This is a genomic window from Paenibacillus sp. FSL K6-3182, assembly GCF_037976325.1.
Taxonomy (GTDB): domain Bacteria; phylum Bacillota; class Bacilli; order Paenibacillales; family Paenibacillaceae; genus Pristimantibacillus.
On sequence record NZ_CP150265.1, the window covers coordinates 6,534,081 to 6,558,630 of the forward strand.

Annotated in this window: 21 protein-coding genes; 9 read left to right on the forward strand and 12 right to left on the reverse strand. The window is 43.7% G+C overall.

Annotated elements, in window-relative coordinates:
* Positions 1–60 precede the first annotated feature (60 nt).
* The 3 genes from MHH56_RS28695 to MHH56_RS28705 all read left to right on the forward strand — a co-directional run bounded on the left by MHH56_RS28695 (position 61) and on the right by MHH56_RS28705 (position 3,056).
* On the forward strand, positions 61–987 hold the full coding sequence (locus tag MHH56_RS28695; protein WP_339205027.1) for a LacI family DNA-binding transcriptional regulator: 927 nt from the start codon (positions 61–63) through the stop codon (positions 985–987).
* A 750-nt stretch (positions 988–1,737) separates the two neighbouring features.
* Positions 1,738–2,571: a sugar phosphate isomerase/epimerase family protein gene (locus MHH56_RS28700; protein ID WP_339205028.1), complete on the forward strand. Its 834-nt coding sequence runs from the start codon at positions 1,738–1,740 to the stop codon at positions 2,569–2,571.
* 14 nt (positions 2,572–2,585) lie between these two features.
* Positions 2,586–3,056 carry a heme-degrading domain-containing protein gene (locus tag MHH56_RS28705; RefSeq protein WP_339205029.1) on the forward strand — a complete coding sequence of 157 codons (471 nt, stop codon included), beginning with the start codon at positions 2,586–2,588 and terminating at the stop codon, positions 3,054–3,056.
* Between the two features lie 85 nt (positions 3,057–3,141).
* Here MHH56_RS28705 and thrC read toward each other — a convergent pair whose 3' ends face one another.
* The 5 genes from thrC to MHH56_RS28730 form a co-directional block, all read right to left on the reverse strand.
* The gene (thrC, locus tag MHH56_RS28710; RefSeq protein WP_339205031.1) at positions 3,142–4,536 is read right to left on the reverse strand and encodes a threonine synthase; all 1,395 of its coding nucleotides are present in this window, start codon (positions 4,534–4,536) and stop codon (positions 3,142–3,144) included.
* A 220-nt stretch (positions 4,537–4,756) separates the two neighbouring features.
* Positions 4,757–9,448 carry an S-layer homology domain-containing protein gene (locus tag MHH56_RS28715; RefSeq protein ID WP_339205033.1) on the reverse strand — a complete coding sequence of 1,564 codons (4,692 nt, stop codon included), beginning with the start codon at positions 9,446–9,448 and terminating at the stop codon, positions 4,757–4,759.
* Between the two features lie 269 nt (positions 9,449–9,717).
* Entirely contained in the window at positions 9,718–10,254 is a 537-nt protein-coding gene (locus tag MHH56_RS28720) for a DUF2812 domain-containing protein (RefSeq protein ID WP_339205034.1), read from the reverse strand.
* Positions 10,247–10,573: a PadR family transcriptional regulator gene (locus MHH56_RS28725; RefSeq protein WP_339205035.1), complete on the reverse strand. Its 327-nt coding sequence runs from the start codon at positions 10,571–10,573 to the stop codon at positions 10,247–10,249. The genes MHH56_RS28720 and MHH56_RS28725 overlap by 8 nt, the downstream gene beginning before the upstream one ends.
* Before the next feature lie 193 nt (positions 10,574–10,766).
* The gene (locus MHH56_RS28730; RefSeq protein WP_339205036.1) at positions 10,767–11,423 is read right to left on the reverse strand and encodes a pentapeptide repeat-containing protein; all 657 of its coding nucleotides are present in this window, start codon (positions 11,421–11,423) and stop codon (positions 10,767–10,769) included.
* A 270-nt stretch (positions 11,424–11,693) separates the two neighbouring features.
* Here MHH56_RS28730 and MHH56_RS28735 point away from each other — a divergent pair, with 270 nt between their 5' ends.
* From MHH56_RS28735 to MHH56_RS28760, 6 genes are all read left to right on the forward strand, one after another.
* A complete protein-coding gene (locus tag MHH56_RS28735) occupies positions 11,694–12,968 on the forward strand; it encodes a DUF3895 domain-containing protein (RefSeq protein ID WP_339205037.1) in 1,275 nt (424 codons plus the stop codon).
* A 315-nt stretch (positions 12,969–13,283) separates the two neighbouring features.
* Positions 13,284–13,808 carry a DUF4358 domain-containing protein gene (locus MHH56_RS28740; protein ID WP_076267328.1) on the forward strand — a complete coding sequence of 175 codons (525 nt, stop codon included), beginning with the start codon at positions 13,284–13,286 and terminating at the stop codon, positions 13,806–13,808.
* A gap of 5 nt (positions 13,809–13,813) precedes the next feature.
* Positions 13,814–15,202, forward strand: coding sequence for an MBOAT family protein (locus MHH56_RS28745; protein ID WP_339205038.1), 1,389 nt, complete (start codon positions 13,814–13,816; stop codon positions 15,200–15,202).
* A 21-nt stretch (positions 15,203–15,223) separates the two neighbouring features.
* A complete protein-coding gene (locus MHH56_RS28750; RefSeq protein WP_339205039.1) occupies positions 15,224–16,372 on the forward strand; it encodes a DHHW family protein in 1,149 nt (382 codons plus the stop codon).
* Between the two features lie 399 nt (positions 16,373–16,771).
* Positions 16,772–17,968 (forward strand): RNA polymerase sigma factor, encoded by a 1,197-nt coding sequence (locus MHH56_RS28755; protein ID WP_339205040.1) that lies wholly within the window; start codon positions 16,772–16,774, stop codon positions 17,966–17,968.
* A gap of 180 nt (positions 17,969–18,148) precedes the next feature.
* The gene (locus MHH56_RS28760; RefSeq protein WP_339205041.1) at positions 18,149–18,808 is read left to right on the forward strand and encodes a hypothetical protein; all 660 of its coding nucleotides are present in this window, start codon (positions 18,149–18,151) and stop codon (positions 18,806–18,808) included.
* Between the two features lie 90 nt (positions 18,809–18,898).
* Here MHH56_RS28760 and MHH56_RS28765 read toward each other — a convergent pair whose 3' ends face one another.
* From MHH56_RS28765 to MHH56_RS28795, 7 genes are all read right to left on the reverse strand, one after another.
* A complete protein-coding gene (locus MHH56_RS28765; protein ID WP_339205042.1) occupies positions 18,899–19,837 on the reverse strand; it encodes a magnesium transporter CorA family protein in 939 nt (312 codons plus the stop codon).
* Positions 19,838–19,855: 18 nt separating this feature from the next.
* The gene (locus tag MHH56_RS28770) at positions 19,856–19,996 is read right to left on the reverse strand and encodes a hypothetical protein (protein ID WP_179089775.1); all 141 of its coding nucleotides are present in this window, start codon (positions 19,994–19,996) and stop codon (positions 19,856–19,858) included.
* A gap of 199 nt (positions 19,997–20,195) precedes the next feature.
* Positions 20,196–21,074 (reverse strand): NAD(P)-dependent oxidoreductase, encoded by an 879-nt coding sequence (locus MHH56_RS28775; protein WP_339205043.1) that lies wholly within the window; start codon positions 21,072–21,074, stop codon positions 20,196–20,198.
* 422 nt (positions 21,075–21,496) lie between these two features.
* Complete coding sequence (locus MHH56_RS28780; RefSeq protein WP_339205044.1) at positions 21,497–22,132, reverse strand: HAD-IA family hydrolase; 636 nt, start codon at positions 22,130–22,132, stop codon at positions 21,497–21,499.
* A gap of 15 nt (positions 22,133–22,147) precedes the next feature.
* A complete protein-coding gene (locus tag MHH56_RS28785; protein WP_339205045.1) occupies positions 22,148–23,062 on the reverse strand; it encodes a PhzF family phenazine biosynthesis protein in 915 nt (304 codons plus the stop codon).
* Between the two features lie 59 nt (positions 23,063–23,121).
* The gene (locus tag MHH56_RS28790) at positions 23,122–23,997 is read right to left on the reverse strand and encodes a DUF72 domain-containing protein (RefSeq protein ID WP_339205047.1); all 876 of its coding nucleotides are present in this window, start codon (positions 23,995–23,997) and stop codon (positions 23,122–23,124) included.
* A 31-nt stretch (positions 23,998–24,028) separates the two neighbouring features.
* Complete coding sequence (locus tag MHH56_RS28795; RefSeq protein ID WP_339205049.1) at positions 24,029–24,544, reverse strand: hypothetical protein; 516 nt, start codon at positions 24,542–24,544, stop codon at positions 24,029–24,031.
* Between the last annotated feature and the right edge of the window lie 6 nt (positions 24,545–24,550).

Consider the following 24,550-nt stretch of genomic DNA (forward strand, 5'->3'; position numbering starts at 1 on the left):
TCCAAGTTCGGACTTATGATTATCTAAACTTTTGATCCTAACGAGGCGGTTACTGATACGATGAAAAAAACGACACTTCGCGACGTAGCCAAAGAAGCCGGCGTCTCCGTCGCCACCGTAAGCTATGTCCTTAATTACGTGAGCACCCAGACGATTCCAGAAGAGACGCGGCAGCGGGTCTTTACGGCAGCGAGCAAGCTTCATTACGTTCAAAATTTGACGGCGAAGTCGCTCTCACTGGGTAAAACCAACGTCCTCGGCGTGCTGTTCGTCAGCACCGGAGACGCCCGCATTCCAAAGCCGGTCAGCTACGGAGCTTTCCTTGACGGATTAGAGCGCCGATGCCGGGAGAAGAGCTATCATCTCCTTGTATCCCAAATTGATCCGGCCAAACCCAATTTCGAGATCATTGCCGAGCGCAAGCTGGATGGCGTCTTTCTGATTGACGCTATGGCCCAATCCTTCCATGCGATATCGAGGAATCTGCAATACGGCTCGCCGTTGGTTATCGTGGACAGCTTGATCGACGATTCCTTGTTCCGGCAAGTCAATCCTGATTTCCAACGATTGTTCAGTGATCTGAACTCGTCATTGCCGGCCGGACAGCCTTATGCACTCATTCACGAACACATGTCGAACGAGCGGTATCACGAAATCATTCGATCCGCCTCGGGATTGGACGAATCGCTCGTATTTGCGACCACCAGCGACGAAGAGTCGCTCAAGCAATTTATCCAGCAGCACGAGAACAAGCCTCTCGTCGTCTTCAACGAATTTTTGGCCTTGCAGGTACTGAAGTACCTAAGCCCGGAGAACCTTGTCGTCGTCTGCACCTCGGAATGCCCGGAACTCCTTCCCGAGCAGGTCACAAAGTTCGTTTTCACTCGTTCCAAGTCCGAGGTCGCTTTCGGCTTGATGAGCGCGCTACTGCACACTCCTTTCGGCACTTCCGAGGATCAGTACATCTCTCTGAGCAAGAAGGATTAAACGGCTGGGGCTCGTCATGAACCTATGAGACATAGAGGATGAACAGATCCATAGAACGAGTAGCTCGCTGTATCTTTAAGACGGATTTCGCTAACCATGCGCATTTCCTCGCGGAAGAACAGTTTGACATCGAACCCCATGATTACGTCCATTGGTTCAATTTCCATAAACCACGGGACACTAGATTATTTTATTAAATGACATGGTTATCTTTAATACGTTTGCAGATGATGAATTCTAATATGTTGTGACATGAAGTTAATCCACCAGTTGAACATATACATTTTTCAATTAGACTTATAATTGAAAAATAGAGTTGCACCTAGTCAATTTACAGGAATTCTAAAGGTACCTTAATTAAATAATCTAAAAGAAATGCTCGCCTTTGAATTAGGCGAGCATTTCTTTCTTTAAAAAAAGCTTAGTAATATTCAGAATTTCTTCAGAAAGTTCCTAGTCAGTAACTAAGCATTCTTCTCTATACTGATATTGTCGGGCGACCTCTACACTATTTATGTCTGCCTTTTTCAATTGTTGCTAGCCTCTTTCATGAACGCATGTTTATGCCATTATCACATACATTTCATAAATTGGCTGTCATTCCCTTTGCAGCAACAAAATTTTATTTTTTCAAAGTGCTCATTCTTATCAAAATATTGATCTTGTATAAACACGTGTTTATGTTATACTTTGCTCAACATAAGTTATTCCTGCCAGCGAGAAAACATCCGAACAAAGGACGGGGTTTCGATGAGGCTTGGAGGTCAGGTTTTTCTAGAAAATAAAAATCCTGAAAGTTGGTCAAATGCACTTATACAAGCGGGCTTCCGCGCAACAACCTGCCCCATAGACGGCAATGAAGATATTAGCGAGCTGGATGATTACTTAGCCGCAGCAGCAAAACATGATATTCTGATTTCCGAGGTCGGCGCATGGAGCAACCCCATTAGCCGAAATGAGGAAACAAGGCGCAAAGCGATTGCATACTGCATGCAGCGTCTGGAACTTGCAGAACGGATGGCTGCGCAGTGCTGCGTAAACATTGCCGGGTCACGCGGCGAACAATGGGACGGACCTGATCTAGACAATTTCAGCGATGAAACCTTTGAGCTCATTGTAGAGACGACACGTGAAATTATCGATGCGGTTAAACCAGAGAGAACCGTATTTGCCTTGGAAATGATGCCGTGGGTATTCCCAGATTCGGCTGACTCCTATCTTTCCTTGATCAAAGCGATCGATCGCAAAGGCTTTGGCGTACACTTCGATCCCGTCAATATCATTAGCAGCCCTCGGGCCTATTACCAAAATGGCGAGATCATCCGTGATTTTTTTACAAAGCTTGGGCCATATATTCGGAATTGCCATGCGAAGGATATTTTGCTGCGCGGCCAATTGACCGTTCATATGGATGAGGTCATCCCAGGTCAAGGTGTGCTTGATTACCGGACATTTCTTACCGAGCTGAACAAGCTGCACCCGGATACGACGCTCATTATCGAGCACCTATCCACCAATGAGCAGTATCAGCAAGCTCGGGAGTACATATGCAAGACGGCTTCAGAGCTTAATATATCGCTGTAAAGGAGATCGGCATAATGAATCACGAACAACTCCTAGAGGAATTGAAGCGCGAGGAAGAGGAGCTGCAATTCGACTCCTTCACGAACGAAACCGCGCTGCATGTCGGACTTGGGCTCATTGAGCAGGCCAAATCGGAGAACAAGTCGGTAATGATTGATATTCGAAAAGGCGAACAACAGCTGTTTCACTATGCTTTTCCGGGCACCTCGGCAGACAATGATGATTGGGTCATGCGAAAAGCACGCGTCGTCAATCGTTTTGGAGTCAGCTCCTATCGTATGGAAATCGAGTTGCGCGCTGCCGGTACAACGCTTGCCGAGCGTTTTTCGTTATCCCCTTCGCTCTATGCTCCTTATAACGGAGCGTATCCCATCTACGCTCGAGGGTTCGGGGTAATCGGAACCATTGCTGTATCCGGATTGCCGGATGATCAAGATCATAAGCTGATCACTTCTGTGCTCCGAAATATACTTAAACGAGCCTAAATGTAGGTTCCAATAGAAAAAAGGCAGCAGCGAAAGGATTTCTCCTCTAGCTGCTGCCTTTTCCATCGTATCCAAGCATGAATGATTATGCGTTATAAAATGCTTCTAATTCGCTAACGACCGCTGCAAGCGATCCGTCTACGCGAGTCTGACGCTGTTCTTTGCTGAACAGCGAAGCGATTTGCTCAGGGAATTGCTGCTCGATGCCGCAAAGCTCGATGGCTTCGTTGAACTTAGCCGGATGAGCCGTCGCAAGCGAGATCGTGATTCCTTGTTCATTGCTGTATTTGTCAGCCGCAGCGACGCCGCAAGCTGAATGCGGATCAAGCAGGTAGCCGTTTTCCGCTTCATATTTCTTAATCGTGCTCAGGCACTCTTGGCCTTGTACGCCATGCGCGCCAAACTCGGCTTGCACTCTGCTCAGCGCATCGCCGGCAATGACGATTTGTCCTTCGGCTTTGAACTGATCCATCAGACTGCGAATTTGAGCAGCATCCTCGCCAAGCACATAATACAAGTAACGCTCAAAGTTGCTGGCTACTTGAATGTCCATCGATGGGCTGTACGTGCTGCGGAAGTCGCCCGGCTTGTACACGCCCTCAAGAATAAAGCGCTCCAAAATATTGTTCTCATTCGTAGCTAGAATGAGCTTGCCTACAGGAAGTCCCATACGCTTCGCTAGGTAACCTGCAAAAATATCACCGAAGTTGCCTGTCGGTACGCTAAAGTTAACCTGCTTCGCATCCGTCTGCTTCGCCACTTGGAAGTAGGCATAGAAATAGTAAACCGTCTGCGCCAAGATTCGAACAAAGTTGATGGAGTTGATCGCCGCAAGCTGATTGTTAGCTTTAAAATCAAGGTCAGCGAACAAATCCTTAATCATGCGCTGGCAATCGTCGAAGTTGCCATCTACAGATAGATTCAGTACATTGTCGTCCTGAACCGTCGTCATTTGCAGCTCTTGTACTTTACTTACTTTGCCATGTGGATGTAGAATACAAATCTTGATGCCGTCTTTGCCTTTAACGCCCTCGATTGCTGAAGCTCCTGTATCGCCGGAAGTAGCACCGAGTATATGAATTTTTTTATTTTGCTTCGCTGCAACATACGTATAAAGCTGGCCCATGAACTGAAGCGCGATATCTTTAAATGCAAAGGTAGGACCGTGGAACAGCTCCAGCAAATAAAGATCATCCTTCAGCTTGCGGACAGGCGTTACTTCCGGGTCACGGAAAGTAGCATAGCTCGCGTACACCATATCCTTCAAATCCTGTGCTGGAATCTCATCATTCGTAAAATATGAGAATATAGCAAGTACAAGCTCTTGATAGTTAAGATTCTGCCATTCCTTTAATGTTTCAGCTGAAATAACTGGAATTTCGCTCGGAACAAGCAGTCCTCCATCGTTGCCTAAGCCCATCATAAACGCATCGATAAACCCTATTTTGCCAACATTTCCTCTTGTACTAATGTACTCCATCTGTAAATAGCCTCCTACATGCGCACAATTATCGTCAAATTTCGTTATCTAAATCATATCATCGTTTTCCATAATAATCGATTGTTTTCACAACAGTATATCATTTTTATCGTCTAACAAGCTAAAACGCATTCGGCGTTCTTTAGAAAAAAAATATACTGCCTTATATTTAAATAAACGAAAGACATCCCTTATTTTGGGATGTCTCGCGTTAAACCTGCTATTTGACGAAGTTTGCTACAATCGATGCAATCTCGGCGCGTGTAATCTTTTCCTTTGGCCTGATTGAACCATCCTCATAACCTTTAATGATACCCGCTTCCGTTAATGCTGCTATCGCTTCTTTGGCCCAGCTGGACACGCTGGGCTCATCCGCAAAGGATGGTTTTGCCGCTCCGGAGGCAACGATCATTTGATCTTTAACCGCTCTATACAAAATAACGAATGCTTCCTCTCTCGTCATTTCCTGATTCGGCTTGAAACTGCCATCATCAAAGCCAGTTATAATTCCAGCAGCATGTAAACCATTCACATATTTACTATACCAAGCTGTCGGTGTAATATCTCCGAAGCCAGGTTCGCTGCTTTCTGCATTTAAGCCCAACAATCTGTAAATAACAGCTGAAAATTCCGCTCTGCTCATTTCCTGATTAGGCTTAAAGCTGCCATCTGGAAAACCGCCCAAAATGTTTTTGTCCAACAGCTTGTTAATCGATGCCGCTGCCCAGTGCCCTGCTGTATCCTTGAAATGCGGCTCAGGGTCTGGGCTCGGTGTTGGAACCGGACTTGGTGTTGGGTTCGTTCCAGGGTTTGGCGTCGGACTAGGCGTTGGATCTGGACTCGGACTTGGTGTAGGGTCCGGGCTAGGGCTCGGTGTTGGATCTGGAGTTGGGCTAGGCTCTACGCCAGTGTCCTTCTTTTTCTCCACCGTTACGACAACCTTAGCTGTAAATCCGCCGTCTACCGTCACAACCGTAAGGGTAGCTGTTCCTTCTTTTAGAGCTGTAACAATGCCGTTTGTATCGACTGATGCAATGGCTGCTGCATCGCTGGACCATAACACGGCTTTATTATCCGCATTCAGCGGTGCAACTTCTGCATTCAGTTGCAGCTGCTCTTCTTCCTTCAGCGTAACCGCATCCTTGTTCACCGTAACTCCTGTTACATGAACAGCCGTATCCGGCTGCTTCAACACAGTGAACGTGAACGTTCTTGATACAGTCGATTTTCCATCTGATAGAACAGCGGTCAGTGTTACAATTTCATCTCCATTTTCAAAAACAGGCCGTGCAACAGTACCGCTATTACTAATGATTGACTCATTATCTGATTGCCATGTAATGGTTGCTCCATGCAATCCAGTCATTGGCAGCTCAAGATCCGTCAGCACTGCATCCTTGCTGCTATTCTCCCCAAGGAAGCTCAGGTCATCTAATTGATCGGCAGCATGTTGTAGCAGCAGCACCTCCATGCTTGCCAGCTTCTCATTTGCCGCCACATGAAGCTCGCTCACTTCAGAGGCAGGAAGTGCGCCATTATAGATTTGGAAGTCTGCGATCATACCGCCAAAATAAGCATCTCCCGCATAAAAGGATTTTCCAATAAGACCGCTGATGCCGTTTTTATTGTTAATTTGATCGAGAGTAAAGCCGCCAGCATTACCAGATGAGACTAGCTGGCCGTCTACATACAGCGACAGCTTGTTTTCTGTACCCGACATTACTGCCGTAACGAGCTTCCAATCATCTGATTGGAGCAGCGGCGCTTTCGTCGCCACTTCATTGCGCCAGCCATTCGTTGCAATACCGAATCGCGCCGTGCTGTCTGCATTATATTTTGGCGTCACATACAAATAATGTGTATCGCCTTGTCCAAGCGCAAACAGCCATTCTGCACTGTTCTTGCCTTTCCAATTGACAAGGGCAGATACCGTGACATCCGTCAGCCCATCCAAAATACCCTGCGGCATTTCAATATAAGAGCTTGTATTGCCGCCTGCAAAGCTGATGGCTCCGGCTGCATCTGTCTTAATCCACTCCGCGTTGGCAGGGTTAATCCATGTGCCATTGTATTTGCCAGTCTGGTCAATGACCGAAGTACCTTCCAGCTTGCTCATGTCATAATGGACAATCAGCTCTGCAGGAGTCTCAACAACATCGCCTTTGCTATCCGTTATCATAATCCAGCTAATTTGCGGATCGGAACTGGTGGCACCTGCATTCGCCGCTCGATGCACCGTCAGCTCCAGCTTTCCGTTATCAACGGCTACATTGCCATAGCTAAGCACATCTTTTGCTGAGGAGAAAACATACCCGCTTGTTTTCACCGTTCCGTTCAGCAAAATATCAGCAATCCGTTTGCCGTTTGAATACTGGGACCACGGGTCGTACAAGCCTACATAAACATCGTAGCTTCCATTATCGATGTCGAAACGGTACGAGAGATCATTGCCGGCATTGCTTTTCAAATACCGCAATCCATCAAAAATATTGCCGCTGTTCGTACCGGATGTCAGCGTATTGTCTCCGATATAACCCCAAGTTTGATTGTTCGCCGGATCGTATTTCTGATCGATAACGTTTCCGTTTAGCAAATGCTCTTCGCCAATCAATTGAGTAATATCTTTATAATCTGACGTTTCCGCACCGCCTGCATGAACAAAATAAGCGCTGCCCTCTGGAATGACATACATCTGATGTTCGATTATTTTATTGGAGAGCTCAGTCAGCTTGCCGCTGACGCGCACCGTCCCCGGAATTTTGAATGACGCTTCATTTATGCTCCAGCTCATCGGCGTATCCTTCACCGTTCCATCCGATAAGGTCACTTGTACAGTAGTCGGAAGTGCTGGCGCTTTGCCAATTGTTGTACTTGCAGGAAGCGGAGTATTTAATGTCACCTTCCCCATGCTGTCGAGCAAATCAAGCGACCACTCATCATGCCATTGAAGGGCAATTTCATCATTTTGACCAAATTCAATCGGCAGCCAAATATAGCGGGAATTCGCAAGATCGTTTTGATTCCAGCGGTCACCCATATAGATGAATTTCCCCGCAGCCGCGTCTACTGTAATCACTTGAGTGCTCTGCGAGCCATAGGTCGTTGAGCTTCCGGGCGCAACATCGCGCATCGTTTTCCACGGTCCCATCATGCTGTCGGCAACCGTATATTTGCCCACGTTCGGAGCCCAGCCCGTCGCACCGGATGAAATCATGTAATATTTCCCTTGGTACTTAAATAGTGCTGGTGCCTCGCGCTGAGCTAGCGGGAATACGCGCACATAGTCCTCGCCATGCACTCCCTTGTACTCCGTATCTCGCTCTTCGTTGCCGTCTTTATGCCAACCAACAACATCTGTATACGAATCATTGAGCTTGGAGATGTACATTGTTAAATTTTCTTCACTCGAATAAATCAAATAACCGGTGCCGTCGTCATCCTTAAATAACGTCATATCCCGAGCCATGCCTGGCTGGTTTGGCTGGCCGTTATCAGTTGCTCCCTTAGGCGCTTGGTCCATGCGGTGGCTCTCCTGATAGACAAAAGGTCCGAGCGGAGAGTCACTAAGCGCATAGCCCGCTTCTGCTTTTGCATAGTTGGCTGTCGATGTCGCACTTGGGCCATCCGTGTGCATCCACATTACATATTTTTTTGTATGATCGTTATAAATCACTTTAGGACGTTCAATGATGCGGTCCGTACCGATGTCGTTCAAAATATCGGCTTGATCTGTCCGACCAGCATATAGCTCTGAAATAAGCGGATCATTCTCAAAGTCATCCATGGAACCGATCGCTGTCAGGGCGAGTCCATGATCCTCCCAGTTGTACAAATCCTTAGACGCGTAAACCCTTACCCCTCTGGCAGGCAAATAACCATAGGTTTTATCCTCGCCGTACCAGTAATAGGTTTGTGTATTCTCATCAAACATCATGCCAGCGCCGTGCGCTTGAATGAGCGCCCCGTTCGTATCTCTCCAAACCGCACCCGGTTTAAAAGAATTGTATGTCTCTTTAACTGCCAGCTCTGATATCGCCTTTGATAATGCTGCGATAGCCGAAATAATCTGCTCCTGAATTGCGAGATCCGTAATATCCGCACCGCTGCCTACTAGCGATTGCAGAATGGAATCACTCTCTTGAATGACCTCGTTCAGTACTGCGAGACTGAATGGCGTATATTTCGTGTTTGCTGCTTCAGCTCTTGCTGCTGCAATCTTGTCATCTAAATCAGAAAGTGGAACCGTTCTGTTCTGTCTAATGATGAGATAATTAACGAGTGGATCGTTATAGTTTGAGAGCGCAGCTGTTGCCGGCCCTTGTATCCTTACGTTTAACATCCCATCGGTAACGCTGATTTTGCGATAAGTAACCGATTTTTCAGCCCCTTCACCGCCAATTGCAAAATCACCGCCAGAAACGTTATTCCCTTCCAGCAGCAAGTTCACGCTTCTTCCGCTCCACGGATTATTAAAGCCAAAGGTCACGTCATATTCGCCTGTTGGCAGCTCAAAGTCATAAGCCAGTGCCTTATCTCTAACCTGCGTACCGTTATAATATCTTAACGATCCGGATTTGGTCGTTGCATCCCAGACGTTTGTGCCGCTCGTTGTCGTCACCAAGCCCCATGATTTAGACGTTAGGGGATCAATTCCATATACCTGCTCCGTAACCGAGCTATACAAGCCCAGCTTGTCGTTCCCTTCAACCGTCTTCGGGGTTGAATCACCTGCATTAACGAAATATAAAATATAATCGTTATCCTTCAGCTCCTGCTCTGTAAAATCGTCGGTGACAGCTAAAGCTTCCTCTAGCCCTTCACTTGCTGCGTTTACAGGGGCAAGCGAGGTTAGAAAACTTGCTAATAGAGAGAAGCATAGCGCCAAAGACAGCCATTTCTTTCTTTTCAACAATTGAATTCCTCCTTTAGTTTGGGTATCCGCTCTTTATGTATGCGTTTGCAGATCATGCTGCTTAGAACGTCTCCATGAATGTTAGCTTAGGTGTACCGTCTCTTCAACTGAACAATTTAGACAGCAATGAACTTCCATTAGACCGCCTAATTCTTCCGAAAATGAAGAGTTTATGTTCACTCAGGTTTGATTTTTTCACCTGCTCAAAACGGTGTGCACACATGTGAAAAAAGAAAAGAGACTGCCCGTGGGCAGCCTCTACTTCTGTGCTATTTATGCAAATCTCGTCTCTTGATAAGCATTCGATTATTGGAAACGATACGAATAATACCATAAACAAACAACCCAACAACGATCATATACAAACCTAAAATGATTAATGACCATGGGTTGAACATTTGTAACGGAAAAATGTTAATCAGTATAATGGGAAACTGTGCGAATAATACGACTGAAAGCAGAGACAAAATTCTTTTGTTGCGATCAATTAGAGAGTCCAGATCGGAGTAGATTTCAGGCCGCACCTCACTGTAGGGCATTCGCCAAATAAACCAGCCTGCGCCGGAATATACGAGCTCCCAGCCTGCTTCTTTAAACAGCTGCACATAGTTTGGGTCTTTGTTCATCTGATAGTCGAGGCAATATCGTAGCTTTCTAGTCTCACCCTTCTGGAAATGGAAACGAACGACATTGCCGCTTACTTTCCTCAGATGCCATCCTTCAGCCTCCTCTTGCTCAAGCCATCTCTCTATTTTTTCCGAATCCCAGCTTACCCACCATTTCGTCACCCGTTTCTCGTTATTCATGAAGTTTCCCCTCCACTTTTAAACTATTATGATACAGCTCTCCGATCCGGTTCATTTCTAGTTTGAGCAAGGTTTTACCGTCATCCGTGATGCGATAAAATTTACGCCTATCCTCTTCAAGCACAACTTCAATCAAGCTGTCTTTTTCCATGCGCGACAGGCTTCCGTACAAAGTCCCGGCCCCTAAATGAATTCTATTGTTCGTTAGTTCATCTACATGCTGCATGATCCCGTAACCATGACGAGTCTCTATAAGCGACAGCAAAATATAAAAAGCCGTTTCCGACATTGGCAAATAATTGCGAAGTAATTTCTCCATTGTGACTCGGCTCCTTTTGTGTGGAACTACCGAAAGTGTATATCACCCTATAATATATCGCATCTCGATATATCATAACGCGATTATATCACGTCACGATATATAAGTAAATCATTTCCATGCAAAAAAAGACCACTGCTCGTACGCAGTGATCTTCTCTATTATCATTTAGGCGTTGGTATACTGCTCGCCATTATGTTCCATCATTCACAACAAGCCCAAAAATCGTCGCCATTGTAATCGCCTGTGCAGGCGAGATGATGCAGCGCCGCAAATCCTCTAGCGAAGCGCCTAAGCTGTTAAATTCACAGCTGCTAATATCGATGCCGCCAAGCTTCGTCTGGGATAGCTGTGCTTGATCAATATTTGTTTCATGCAGAAAGAAATTAGCTAATGTCATATTGGACATGTCCGCTTTGGCTAACGAGCTTTTTTCGAATTTAACGCCTTTGGCATTGGTGAAGCGCAGTACCGCATAATCCGCCACACATTGCTCGAACCTTACGTTGCGCAGCATTGAGCCTGTCAAATCCATGCCAAGCAGCTTGCAATTAAGGAATGCGACTCGATGAAATACCGCTTCACTTAGATCGATATTTGATAAATCGCAGTTGTCAAAACGAACATCGGTAAATTCTGCTTTTCGCAGGCTTGTCGCCCGAAACGATACGTTATTAAACACCACACGATCAAAACAAGGCTTATAAGCCGATTGATTATGAACACCGCTGTCTTGAATGATGCTGTCGCTAATCTCAATCTCATCCGCCCATTCGTAATCAGGAACGTCTAAAGATTGCAATTCGCTTGATATTTTAGGAGCTTCAATTTTCTCTTTTTTGCTGGACATAAGTATGAAGACCTGCCTTTATTATGAAATAAATTCTATACAACCTCAGCTTCTTTATATTATACACTTTCAAATCCTGATCGGACGAATTCGTTTTTTTGAGCAACAAATCTTAAGGATACGGATTGAACATTATGAAAAAACGGGTAATGAGTTGTATTGTTTGGCATCGCTAATGACTTCTTGTGCTCCCCCATCTATAATGTGAATAAATAAAGTATGCAATAAAGGGGGACTTCACTCCCTTTTTAGACGGAATAGAGGTGTGTTATGAAATACGAGATGTCGCTGGAGCAGCGCGATAACATAATGGGAACGCTCACGGAGGAGCAGCGTCATTTTTTGCACCATGAGCTCGTTAGAGGCAGAAGAACGTTGTTCGCACGACAGCTTGCCCGAAAAAAATGCCAGTTCATTCCCGAGGACGCTGAATTCGAGGATATTGAATCGTTTATTGAGGAATGGGACTATATCGGGTTCACCGATAGCGGCGAAGTATCTCCTCATACAAAATGTGAATGCGGCCGTTCCTTGCGCTATCAGCATCAGGTGCTTCATCTCCCTACCAATACGATCCGCTACTTCGGTATCGAGCATTTACAGTTGCATACCGGAATTGATGCGAAAGCCATATCGGATATTATGAAAGGCTTCGACATCCTCGATGGCGAGATGAATGAAATGTTATGCAAATATAGAGATGGCTGGCAGCTCGATCAGCATCTTTTTTTGCCGCTGCCATCTGAGCTTGAAGTACCTGCCGACATTCAAGCACATATCGATGCCAATCTTCCGCTGCTGGAGAGACAGCTGTCCCGTATCCGCAGAAGACTGCATGAACTGGACCTAGCGAGCAGGAAGAAGCGAATAGCAGCCGCTTTAACCTTCTATGATCAATCGTCTTCAGAAGACGAGGAACAGCAAATACCGGAGACCCCGAACCTGCATAGCGACTACCGTTCCGACAAGGACATCATGGAGAACAGCAATCAGCCTGTTGACCCTCCAAACCATTCGCAAGGCTCCTTCGATTTTGGAGATAACGAAGTAACGCAAGGCGTACTCAGCTTTGACAATTCCGATGATGGCCAAGGTGCGTTTGTATTTGATGAAATCGAAAACAGTCAAGGCGCCTTCGTCTTTGATGAGATTGAAGAGAGCCAAGGCGCGTTTGTGTTCGATGAGCCTCCGGTGAACCAAGATGCGTTTGCATTCGAGGAGGCTGGCAAAAAATTAGGTGCTGCCGCAATGCGAGAATCTGAGCTAAGCAGCTCGAATGCCAAAACTTCAAGTCCCTTTTATTTGTCACAGCCGGCTCAGCGTGTCGTTGATGATGCTCTCAAGTACGGACGTATCAGCACATTAGCGATCTCTAACTTCTTAATTGAACAGAAGCTTGTACAAGATACACGAATGTCTACCGGCAAGCCTGGCATCTACATTGCTGTGGCAGCGTATTTGGACAAGCTTTCAGCAGCAGGCCAATGCGAGCTCGTGCTCGGCAATTCCGAGGATCGCGTTTATTCGAATTCGAAGACTCCGTAATTGCTTTTTGTGCCGAGCGTTCACCCAGCATTCATTCCAAGTTGAATTTCTATTTTTCGAGCCCACTCTGTCCACCTCGTTTTTTGTGAGAGCTTGACCATCGATACATCAAAAAGCATTGCTGCTTCATGGTCAAGCCTCTCCTCTATGGCAAAAACTCCGCGTAATCACTCATTTTTCTCGTAAATTAAATAATCATAATCTTATGAATTATTAACGTTATTTTTTACCATAATAATTAAACCTGCAACATAAACTTAATATTTTCCGTTTTTAAACTTGATAACAAAAATGACACCGAGGAGATTGATTACGATGAAAAAAAGATATTTTGCATTTATGCTTGTCATTGCTTTAGGTTTGGTGCTGACGGCATGCTCAGGTTCGAACTCAAATTCAGGAGCTAATTCTAATACATCAGGCAACAAAGAAGAGCAATTCGTAACAACAAAAACGACAAAAGAGATGGTTGACGGCATGTTGGCCAAAATTGAACAACCCGCGCTAGCAGAAATGACAGGCGACATGGTGAAACAAATGTATTACTTCGATCCATCTATTCTGGAAGAATATACAATTATGTCACCATTAATGAATGTTAAAACAAATGAAATAGCTGTTTTCAAAGTGAAGGATGCTAAAGATATTGCTGCTGTTGAGGACGGAATCAAGAAACGTGCTGCGGATGTTCAAAAATCGTTTGAAACTTATTTGCCAGATCAGTACGAAAACGCCAAAAACTACAAGCTTGTAGCGAAAGGCAATCACGTCTTTTTCGTCATTTCTGAACAAGCGGATAAATTTGTAACTGAATTCGATTCCTTCTTCGCTAAAAAATAAGCAATATGGTATTCAGCAGTCTACTTTTCCTATTTCTATTTCTCCCTGCTGTATTGCTGCTGTATTTCGTGTCTCCGTGGCGAATTAAAAACTTTGTTTTGTTCGCCACAAGCCTCGTATTCTACGCATGGGGCGAGCCCGTGTACATCGCAATTATGCTGCTCTCGACGGTTACTGACTACAGCTTCGGACTTGCTCTTAGCAACCCGAAGCGGAGCAGCCTGCAGCGGAAATGGATTGTCGTCGCCTCTGTCGTCGTAAACTTAACCTTGCTTGGTTATTTTAAATACGCTGATTTTCTCATTAACAATGTGAATGCACTATTAGGTACACAAATACCATTAACTGAACTGGCGTTGCCAATCGGTATCTCCTTTTATACTTTTCAATCGATGTCCTACATTATTGATGTTTATAGAGGTACAGCAAAGGCACAACGCAACTGGATTGATTTCGGTACGTTTGTCGCTTTGTTCCCTCAATTGGTCGCAGGACCAATCGTGCAATATTCTACAATTGCGGAGCAATTGCGCCATCGCACAGTGAACATCGAGCTGTTCGCTGAAGGCGTTAGACGATTTATTATCGGTTTAGCGAAAAAGGTGCTGCTCGCAAACAATATCGGACTGTTATGGAACACGATATCAAGCACAGGAGCAGATACGATGCCTGCCTTGACCGCTTGGCTCGGCATTATCGCCTTTGCCTTCCAAATTTATTTTGATTTCAGCGGTTACTCCGATATGGCCATAGGGCTTGGCATGATGTTTGGCTTCCGGTTTAACGAAAACTTTAATCGTCCTTATACGGCGCAAAGCATTACTGATTTTTGGCGCCGCTGGCATATATCGCTCAGCACCTGGTTCCGCGACTATGTGTACATACCGCTTGGCGGCAACCGCAAAGGTCCATGGATACAACTTCGCAACATTATGATCGTATGGCTGCTGACCGGTATTTGGCATGGAGCCAGCTGGAACTTTTTACTTTGGGGCTTATACTTCGGCGTTGTTCTTGTGTTCGAAAAATGGTTTGGACTAAAGCTGCTGCAGCGAATGCCAGCTTGGGTTAGGCATGTGTATGCGCTGCTGCTTATTTTGATCGGCTGGGTATTCTTTGCCTTTGACGATTTAGGTAATATGGGTACTTACTTTGCTGCGATGTTTGGCGCCAATGACCAGCCATTATGGAATAATGAAACTTTATATTTATTGTACACAAATGCGATTTTACTCGTATTATTAGTGCTCGCATCCTTGCCTAAGCGCAAGCTCAAGGAAAACAGAAGTACGCGACCCGTTTTACAGCTTGGCTGGCATGCTTTATTGTTCTTTATGTCCGTTGCTTACTTGGTTGATGCGACGTTTAACCCATTTCTTTACTTCCGTTTTTAATGTAAAAGGAGGCTGGCGGTTTTGAGCAAGAAGACGGACCACGTTTTTGTGTGGGGCTTCGTCGGTGTCCTATTTGCTATGTCGTTATTATTTTTTTTACTGCCCGTACAAGCATTCTCGGACGTTGAGAATCGCACGCTCCAGAAGTCACCTGAGCTGACTTGGGATAATCTTTGGTCTAAGAAGTTTGCCGATGATACGGAAAACTACGTAACCGATCATTTTCCTTTCCGAACCAACTGGGTATGGACGAAGTCTGTATTTGAGCAGCTTCGCCTGCAGCAGGAAAATAACGGCATCTACAAAGGCTCTGACGGCTATTTGTTCGAGAAATTTAATGAACCGAACTATAAAGATATAGATGAATACACTGCTGCGGTGAACAAGTTTGTACAAAACCATCCTAACGCCAACATCACCTTTATGCTTGCTCCGACCTCCATAGGCCTGTATCCAGAACGGCTGCCATGGCTGGCTGATGCTTACCCGCAAACGAAGGTAAACAGCTTTATTGCCGATCAGGTTAAAGGGAGCTTGTCCTTTATCGACGGATTCGAATTTCTAGAGCCTGAAGCCGGCAGCAGCAGACCGCTTTATTACAAAACAGACCACCACTGGACGACTTATGGCGCCTATCTAGCCTATGTTACTTACGCGGAGAAGATGGGCTGGACGCCAATGGCCGAGAAGGATTTCGACATCGAGACCGTTACCAACTCTTTTTTAGGCAGCTATCATACTCGCGGTCAGTTCAGCGGTTTAACACCTGATTCCATTGAAGCCTACAAAGCTAAAAACGGTATTAAAACAGACATGTATGTCGCTGATACGGACAAAACCTTGACGACCATGTTTGATTCGAGCTATTTGGAAAAGAAGGATAAATACTCGTATTTTCTTGGCGGCGTGCACGCTTTAATGACGCTTCACAGCGAACTTCCACCGAAGAAAGCCGATAAGAAGAAGCTGCTCGTCATTAAAGATTCATATGCGCACAGCTTCCTCCCTTTCCTGACGCAGCATGTCGAGGATATCCATGTGATCGACATTCGCTACTATAACGGCAACATTAGTGACTACATGGAAGCCAACGGGATTGAGGATGTCCTGTTGCTGTTTAATACAACAACCTTCATTGCGGAACGCAATTTGTTGAAGCTGAAGTATTAATGGTGAGTGGAAGTTCAAACAAATGATTCGCAAAACAAAGGAGCAGCCGCGGTGGCTGCTCCTTTGTTTTTGGCGTTCCTATCTGAGGTAACTTAGCAGCTGCTAAGCCATTTAACAGAAAATACTCCCCCGCTAATTAAAACGATTATTTGCTCTCAAAGCCACTAGATGGAAAAACTCCTGTTATTTTCTGCATATCCTCACCAAATGGGCCTATTTGACGAATATAGCAGGAGAATTTCCTGCTAATGGGGCAAAAAGCCATTTATTTATCGAATTAACGGGAGGTTTTCCTTTAAGCACTAACAAAAAATTCAATCCATAAATAATACATTTTGCTGTGGCTTTTTCCATCTCCCTGGTGTCTAATAAACGTGAAGACAGGGGGAGGTTCACTTGATGTCAGGGGCCCACGACAAATTCGAGGACATTTTCACGCTATATTACGATAGAATTAGAAGATTTCTCTCGCTGAAGGTCGACATTCAGACTGCAGAGGATTTAACACAGCTAACATTTATGAAGGCTATGGAGCACATCAATAGTTTTCGTGGTGATTCTAGTCTATTCACTTGGATATGCCATATTGCGAACAACAATTTAAAAAATGAATTCCGTAGAAAAGATCGTAATTGCGAAACCTATGTAGACTTAAACCACTTAGAAAATCGTTTTATATCTTTTGAATTCACCAAAAATGTAGAGATACGAATCGATATCACCTTAGCTTTAGAACAATTAAGCGAGATTGATCGTGAAATCATTTCGCTCCATTATGATGTCGGCTGCACTTTGAAAGAGGTGTCCGAGATTACTCAGATGAAATTAAGCGCAGTCAAAAATCGCCTGTACAGAGCTTTAGAAAAGTTAAGAAAAGAATTGCACAATGACGAGGAGGTTCGAAGCTTTATGTCTGTAATCGACTATATTACTGTTATTAGTAAAAATGAGCTTAAGGGTGCATCCGAGCAGGATAGCAAGGTGTATCAAGATATCATCAATCATCTGAAAACCAGCGTTGATCGTATTTGTACGCAATTAAGACATCAACCTTCAAAAAAAATATCAATAGAAATTTATCCAGATCTTCAATCCTTCCACCATGCGGTTGGTGAGCCAGATGCGCCCAATTGGTTTATGGGTGTAATTGAGAATAATACGATAAAAATTGCTTCTCCGCTCCATCCAGGTCCAGAACATACGTATCAATCCATTCTTAAATCAACACTCCATCTCTATACGATTTGGTTGGTGACAGATATTAACCCTGCCGCTCCAAAATGGTTATACCAAGGACTAGGCGGATACGAAGCTGGTCTCATGACAAAGGAATACATCGATTCTTCAATAGCAGAGCTTGTGAAACACAGCCAAATTCCTACTTTTGAGGATTTAGAAGATAACACATGGGAATTTGATGAGAAAAAGGGGTTTCAATTTTCTTATACGCTCTCTGAATTTGTTTTACAACACTATGGCATTGACGCCCTTAATAAAATCATCAGAAATCCACTCGATTTTGAAGATGCATTCAACTGTTCTGCAGCAGAAATTCACAAGCTTTGGTCTCATACACTCAAAGCAAGGTTGAATTAACATTCCTAGTGAAATGAGCCTCACCAGAAAAAGGGAAATGAATAAAACGAAGCGAATCTAATGTTAGAATCCAAACGTTTGGAGGTAAACAAGTGAAAATGAACGCTAATTTCAATTTTTGCTGTCTGAAACCAAGAATGATCCGTCCTTATTCATTTTAAATTTAGGGAGGATCTGTACATGAGTAAACAAAAAAGATTAATTATTATTGACGGTATTCCTGGCTCTGGAAAAACGACAACAGCTAAATCCATTTTAGATAAACTAAATTCAAAACAAGTAGCAGCAAGGTGTTTTTTAGAAGAGGAAGCACTACATCCCCTGCTCTTACAAGGACCGGAGTTCAGTTCTTTCACAAATGAAGCAGAAGCAGATCAGTTCATACAGCTTCTCACCACTCGTTATCTTGACTTTGTTCAAGCTGAGCTAAACAGTGCCCATGATGTCATTATTATTGAAAGTGTGTTTCTTCAAGACACCATTAGTGTCGCTCATCTCATGGGCATGGATAAACAGAAGCTTCTCGCTTTCTCTTCTTCCCTACAGCAGATACTGGCACCACTGGCACCTAGCCTTATTTACTATTATCAAGTGGATGTTGAGAAACAATGGCGGTTTATTTGCAGCGTAAGAGGAAATGAATGGGGTCCTGTCTCCCTGCATACAGATGAGGATTTCAAACAAGCTGCAGAGGTGTGGTCACAGAGTCAGTCCTTTGTCCGTGCGATTGTTAATGCGTGGGACATCCCAAAACTAATCATTGAGAATAAAGACTATCTCTGGGATGAATATCACCAGCAGATTAGTGAATTCATTGATTCGCTGCTTCCAGTTCATTAAATAAGCTCATCTAATCCCAAAAGAGGCTGTTCTAAAAGTAGATAAATCTACGTTTAGAACAGCCTCTACTTCATTAAAAGCGGCTATAGTTTAGAAAAACCTCTTCTTCCAGAAGATAACGGCTGTGACACTCGATAAAATAACAGAAATGGTCATCGCGATAAAAAAGGCATGAGGGTAATCCTGAAACGGAATTTTAACGTTCATCCCATAGAAACTTGCGACCATCGTAGGCAGAGATAAAATAATCGTAATCGATGTCAAAAACTTCATAACAATATTCAGATTGTTGGAGATGACCGATGCGAAAGCATCCATCATACCGCTTAATATCGTCGTATGCGTTTCAGACATTTCAATAGCCTGTTGGTTTTCTACAATGACATCCTCTAGCAATTCTTGGTCATCCTCATACATTTTCATGTATTTGCTTTTCAGCATTTTCTGCATGACGATGTTGTTTGACTTTAATGAGGTTGTAAAATAGACCAAGCTTTTCTCCATATTCAATAACGAAAAAAGTTCTTTATTTTTCATCGACTGATGCAATTTTTTCTCTATTTCGTCTGTCATTTTAATAATTTGCTTAAGGTACTTCAAATATGAAGTCGCTATCAAATATAAAATTTGAAATGAAAATCTTGTTTTTTTGTACGTGTAAAATTGCTTTATTTTATTTTGTGCAAAAACGTGGAAAATCGGGTTGTCTTTTAGACACACTGTAATAAAACAATCGTCCGCTATAATCATCCCTAGTGGAATCGTATCATACATGGGAATACCCTTGTCATCCGTCGAAACCAATGGCAGATTTACAACGATAAGCACATTGCTATTATCATTTTCAATCCTTGATCGTTCTTCTTCATCTAATGGGTCCTTTATAAAATCCAAAGGAATTTGTGCTTTAGCAGCTGCTAGATTCATTTCTTGCTCCGTTGGTGCTACAAGATTGACCCAGCATCCTGAAGTAATCTCATCCGTTTCTTTCAGTATTCCGTGCTCGTCAGTAATATAAATATTCAACATGGTTACAACCTCCTCAGATTAATGAGGAAGCCAGAAATGCCCCTGCCATACAAAAGAGTTGACCTTCAGTTCAGTAATCAATCTTCTGAAGATTGGTTTGTTCATGACTTCCCCCTGCAACAAGCTTGGCTCGGGTTCGGCGCTACTTCGACTATCCATTACAGAACTCAACTCCTTCTTTTCGCTATGGTTAAGCACGCTCATTATAATACGCCAAATAAATGAAAATGTCATGAAATCAAAAAAATCATAAAAAAAGATGGCCCCGCGCTTGCAGGGACCACCTCTTGTACGCCTAAATATGGCATTTTCTTATTCAAGCGCTATCCTCAGACAGCGCTGCTTTTCACTATTCAACCTATTCATTTAACGCTGGAATTTCCGAAGGAACCCACAGATTAGCAACGTCAATCCCTTTTTCATCTCTGCTCTTTAAGTCTCTCAAAAACTCAAGAAAACCGTATGCCGGTTTCCATCCAAGCATCTTCTCTGCCTCCGACAGATCATGCTGCTCAACTTGTTTTGGCAGCGTCAACTCATACTTCTTCAACAGGCGGCTTGCACCCGGCACTTGTGTCTCACACCATTCTGCGCCAAGCTCGCTGAAGTTTTGAACAACCTCTTGCGGCATATGATGATTGGTATGTACAATTGTGCGAAATAGCCCAATCTTCTTTTCCAAAGCTGCTTTGACCGATGCCACTGTAGCTGCCGCCACATCCCGTCTATCTACCCCATTGCGAAGCAATCGTTCCCCAAACTCTAAATATGGCCGAGGAATAAATTCATGATAACGAAGCATTGCAATCGATGCGCCTGTCATTTCATAATAAGCCTTGCAGAGGTCTTCCCCGATGACTTTACTTACTCCATAAACCGAGCCCCATCCGAATGCCATCGAGGAGGCATAGACAATCGCTTTTATGCCAGCTTGCTTGCATGCTTCTAATAGATAAAACGTACCATCGACATTAACAGAAAAAATAGTTTCATCACTAACTGGCGGATTGTGTGCACAATGCCATGCTGCTAGGTGAACAACGGCATCCATGCCCTCTACCGCACGCTGTACATCGCCTGGCGTCCTAATGTCACATCTAACAAACTCAAGCTGCTTCAAATCATCAGACTGAGGGGGCATAACGTCTGCCATCCGAACGGTATAACCAGCTTGGGCCAATGCTTTGCATACGGCCTGACCTCCATTGCCCGAAGCTCCTGTCACAACAACTTTCATTTCGTTCACCTCGTCAGTTTTATCGTAATTTAAAATGGTATAGCATGGTTGGTTAATATCATGATAACGCTTCCACGAATGTCGGAATCATTTCTTTATTCATCTGCTTAAGCCTTATAAGGCTAATAATAGTACAACAATATATAAATATGAAGTACGCAATTTCTTTTTACTTAGTAACCTAAAAGTAACCTATGAACAGGCATGGCAGTAAGCATGCAAATCAGAGGAGACTCTCATCTCCCCTGGTTTAATGTCCGTTATTTATTGACTTACCATGTAAGCCATCCGCTGGTTCGTTGATAACCACGCAATAATTCGTAATGCTCGCCTCGAGTTTAAATTTTTATATCGGTATCGATTGGATAATTCTCATACTTAAAATTACGTATCTTTTTATTAATTTTCAATAATTTTTTCTTCTATTTTATTAAGATCTCCCTAATTTCATGCGGTTGATCGACTATATAATTCGGACTCTCTGCCAGCAATGATTCTTTTGTATCCAATCCCCAAGACACTGCAATGACATCGATTTCGCATTTCTTGCATGCAATAATATCCCGTGTTTCATCACCGATATAAATTACATCTTCACGATTTAATTGATTATCTTTCAAATATTTTTTTAGCGTTTGGTGTTTTCCGAATAGTCCATTTGACGATCGAACTTCATGGATACCCTTGAAATTTTGAGTATGTAAAAAATTAGAGACATTCGCTGCAGAGTTCGATGTAATAATTGCGATTTTATAACCTTTATTTTGAAGAGCATTTACCACTTCTCTCATCTGATCAATAAATAATATCGAGTTAAGATGCTGTTTATAGCGCTCCTTAAATTCCTTTCCTATTTTTCTAATCAAAAGGATCTTATACATCGGAACGTTTAAAGCTTTAAACCGTTCTTTTAATGATAGATGGTTTAATAATTTGTATTCTTCATGATTTACTTTTTTAAAATTATATTTTACTGCTAATTCGTTATAAACGATCATAATTTCCGACGTTGAATCTACTAGTGTGCCGTCAAAATCAAATATTATATGTTTATACATCTATTAAATGCACCCTCAATCTATCACTGCTGTTTTAGGTAGTTGTATCTCAAATTCATGAACATAAATAGCGTTGCCAGTAATCTCGATATCAAGCTGATCAACATTCCTCGTTACAGATACACCAACTCTGCCATTGCGGCCAATCTCTTGCCCTTGTTCAACGACAAGATGAATTGATTTTTCAGAATTTTTATCTATGTACTTCGCATAGTATGCTCCCATTACACCAGAAGCCGTACCTGTTACGGGATCTTCAATCGTTCCTGAAAATGGCGATGAGAAATGACGGGCATGCATCTGTGCATTTACATCGTATGTTTCTAAACAAAACGGATGGATGGACGCTCTTGGCATTTCTTTTAAAATATGTGGAAACAACGAATTGTTTGGCTTCATTTTACTGAAAGTGCTCAGGTTTTTTATAGGAATTAATAAGGTCCACGCACCGGTACTTCCATACACAGTGGGGAGCTCCGTCTCGATCTCACTTTCATCGATGCCCATAGAATGAGCCAGCTCCAATAAAGAACCATGGAATGGCTGAAATTGAGGAGAGGCTTGCCGCATCGTAATAAGAGGTTTACCATTTGCTTCAAAATCGATTTTTATCGGCAATACTCCTGCTTTTGTTTCAATCGTGAATGCTGAAGGATGATCCAGCAGCCCTTTCGTTTGCAGCGCGTAAATGGTTGCCATCGTTGCATGTCCACAAAGATTTATTTCATGGCCTGGCGTAAAATAACGAATTCGAAAATCAGCCATATCCGATTTCAGGGGAAATGCCGTCTCATTGAAGCCTACTTTTTCTGCGATGGTCAGCATCTGCTCTTCGGAGAGATCATCACCATTAAATACGACTCCTGCAGGGTTTCCCATGTTTGGAATATTGCTGAATGCGTCATAGTGATACACATTGATCGTTCTCATAAACAGTCCCCCCGCCTACTCAGCGTACTCAAATTTTATTAAAGTGTAGATTCGTCAATCTAAAATAAATCCAACTGCTCGACAATCGGGGGCGGCGGCTCATTCGGACTTTCGCCGTTCGGGCGAGTCAGTCCCAGTATCTCCATCATCCGCTTCGCGTTGTCTGCTGCGTCCCCTCCGGAATTGTTGTTAAAAATGACGTAAATATGCTCGCTCTGCTGCTCCAGCAGCCGCAGCTTATTCGCCCAATCTTGCAGCTCTTCCTCGCTATAGCGATATAAATAACGAACTTCGCGCCAATTCGGCGCACCGGCTTGATTCCAACCAGACACATTGCGTCCATGGAACCTCACAATAGTTGATTGTGCATCGGTTGCTGTGAGAACGATCGGTATGGAACCTATTCCTGCCTGCGGCTCATCACAAACACTGTGCGTCCACTGCTCCTGCCTCATAAAATCCAGCGTTTTCTCACAGTACTCCTGTGTAAACCAGCTTTGATGACGAAATTCCAGCGCGCAAGGAATGCCATTCATTCTTGCTTTCGTCTCCCGCAGAATTCGCACATTGGCTGCTGTACAATCAAACCACGGCGGATACTGGAACAAGGCTGCTGTCAATCGGCCTGTCTCCATCACGGGCTCCAGCATTTGCCGGAATGCACCGAACATTTCATTTGTCTCCGAAGCCGGCACGGTAGGCCCGCGCTGATGTCCGGTCATCCCTTGATAAGCTTTAACGACGAAGTGAAGGGATTCCGGCGTATCTGCCAGCCATTTGCTGAATCGCTCTTTAGATTGTATGGCATAAAAAGTGCTGTCTACCTCTACTACCGGAAAATGTTTTGCATATTGCCGCAGCTTGCTGCCCGCTTTGCTAACTGGAACATACAGCTGGTCATGATCGCCCCATCCTGCAAGGCCTATTGAAATCATATCTTCACCTCTTTTATACGTTCATTCAAATCTAATGATTTCTATTAAATGAATACAAATACTCACTTTTCACTTCCGCGATCATCGTTGCGAGCATTAATAGAATAAATGGTAAAAGCGAATAAAGCAAAATCTGACGGATTTGGATATTTAATCGTGCATGGATCGTACTCATTTCGGAATATACTGCAATTCCCCATTTATTTTCCGGAAAATAGGAATATCCCGCCAATAAAACCGCGATAGATTCCTTTTTCGTCATATAAAGGCTCATTGATAAATACGATGAGCTGCTTCGTACTGATTCATCTACGACCATAATCGAGTTAAAATAGTTGCTGCTTTTACGGATGAGATCAAGATAGCCCGCGTCTGCCGCATTAACCACTGAATAAAAAGCAGCAGCATTTTGAGGCTGCTGCGCATGGATATAAATAAAGAAAAAGAAAGCCACGTTTCGGAAACGTGGCTTAACCTTTATACCAGTAAATATTTGATTATAACTGTCGCTTCGCCTTGCTTTTGTGAATAAAATTGATCTTCTCATCCTACC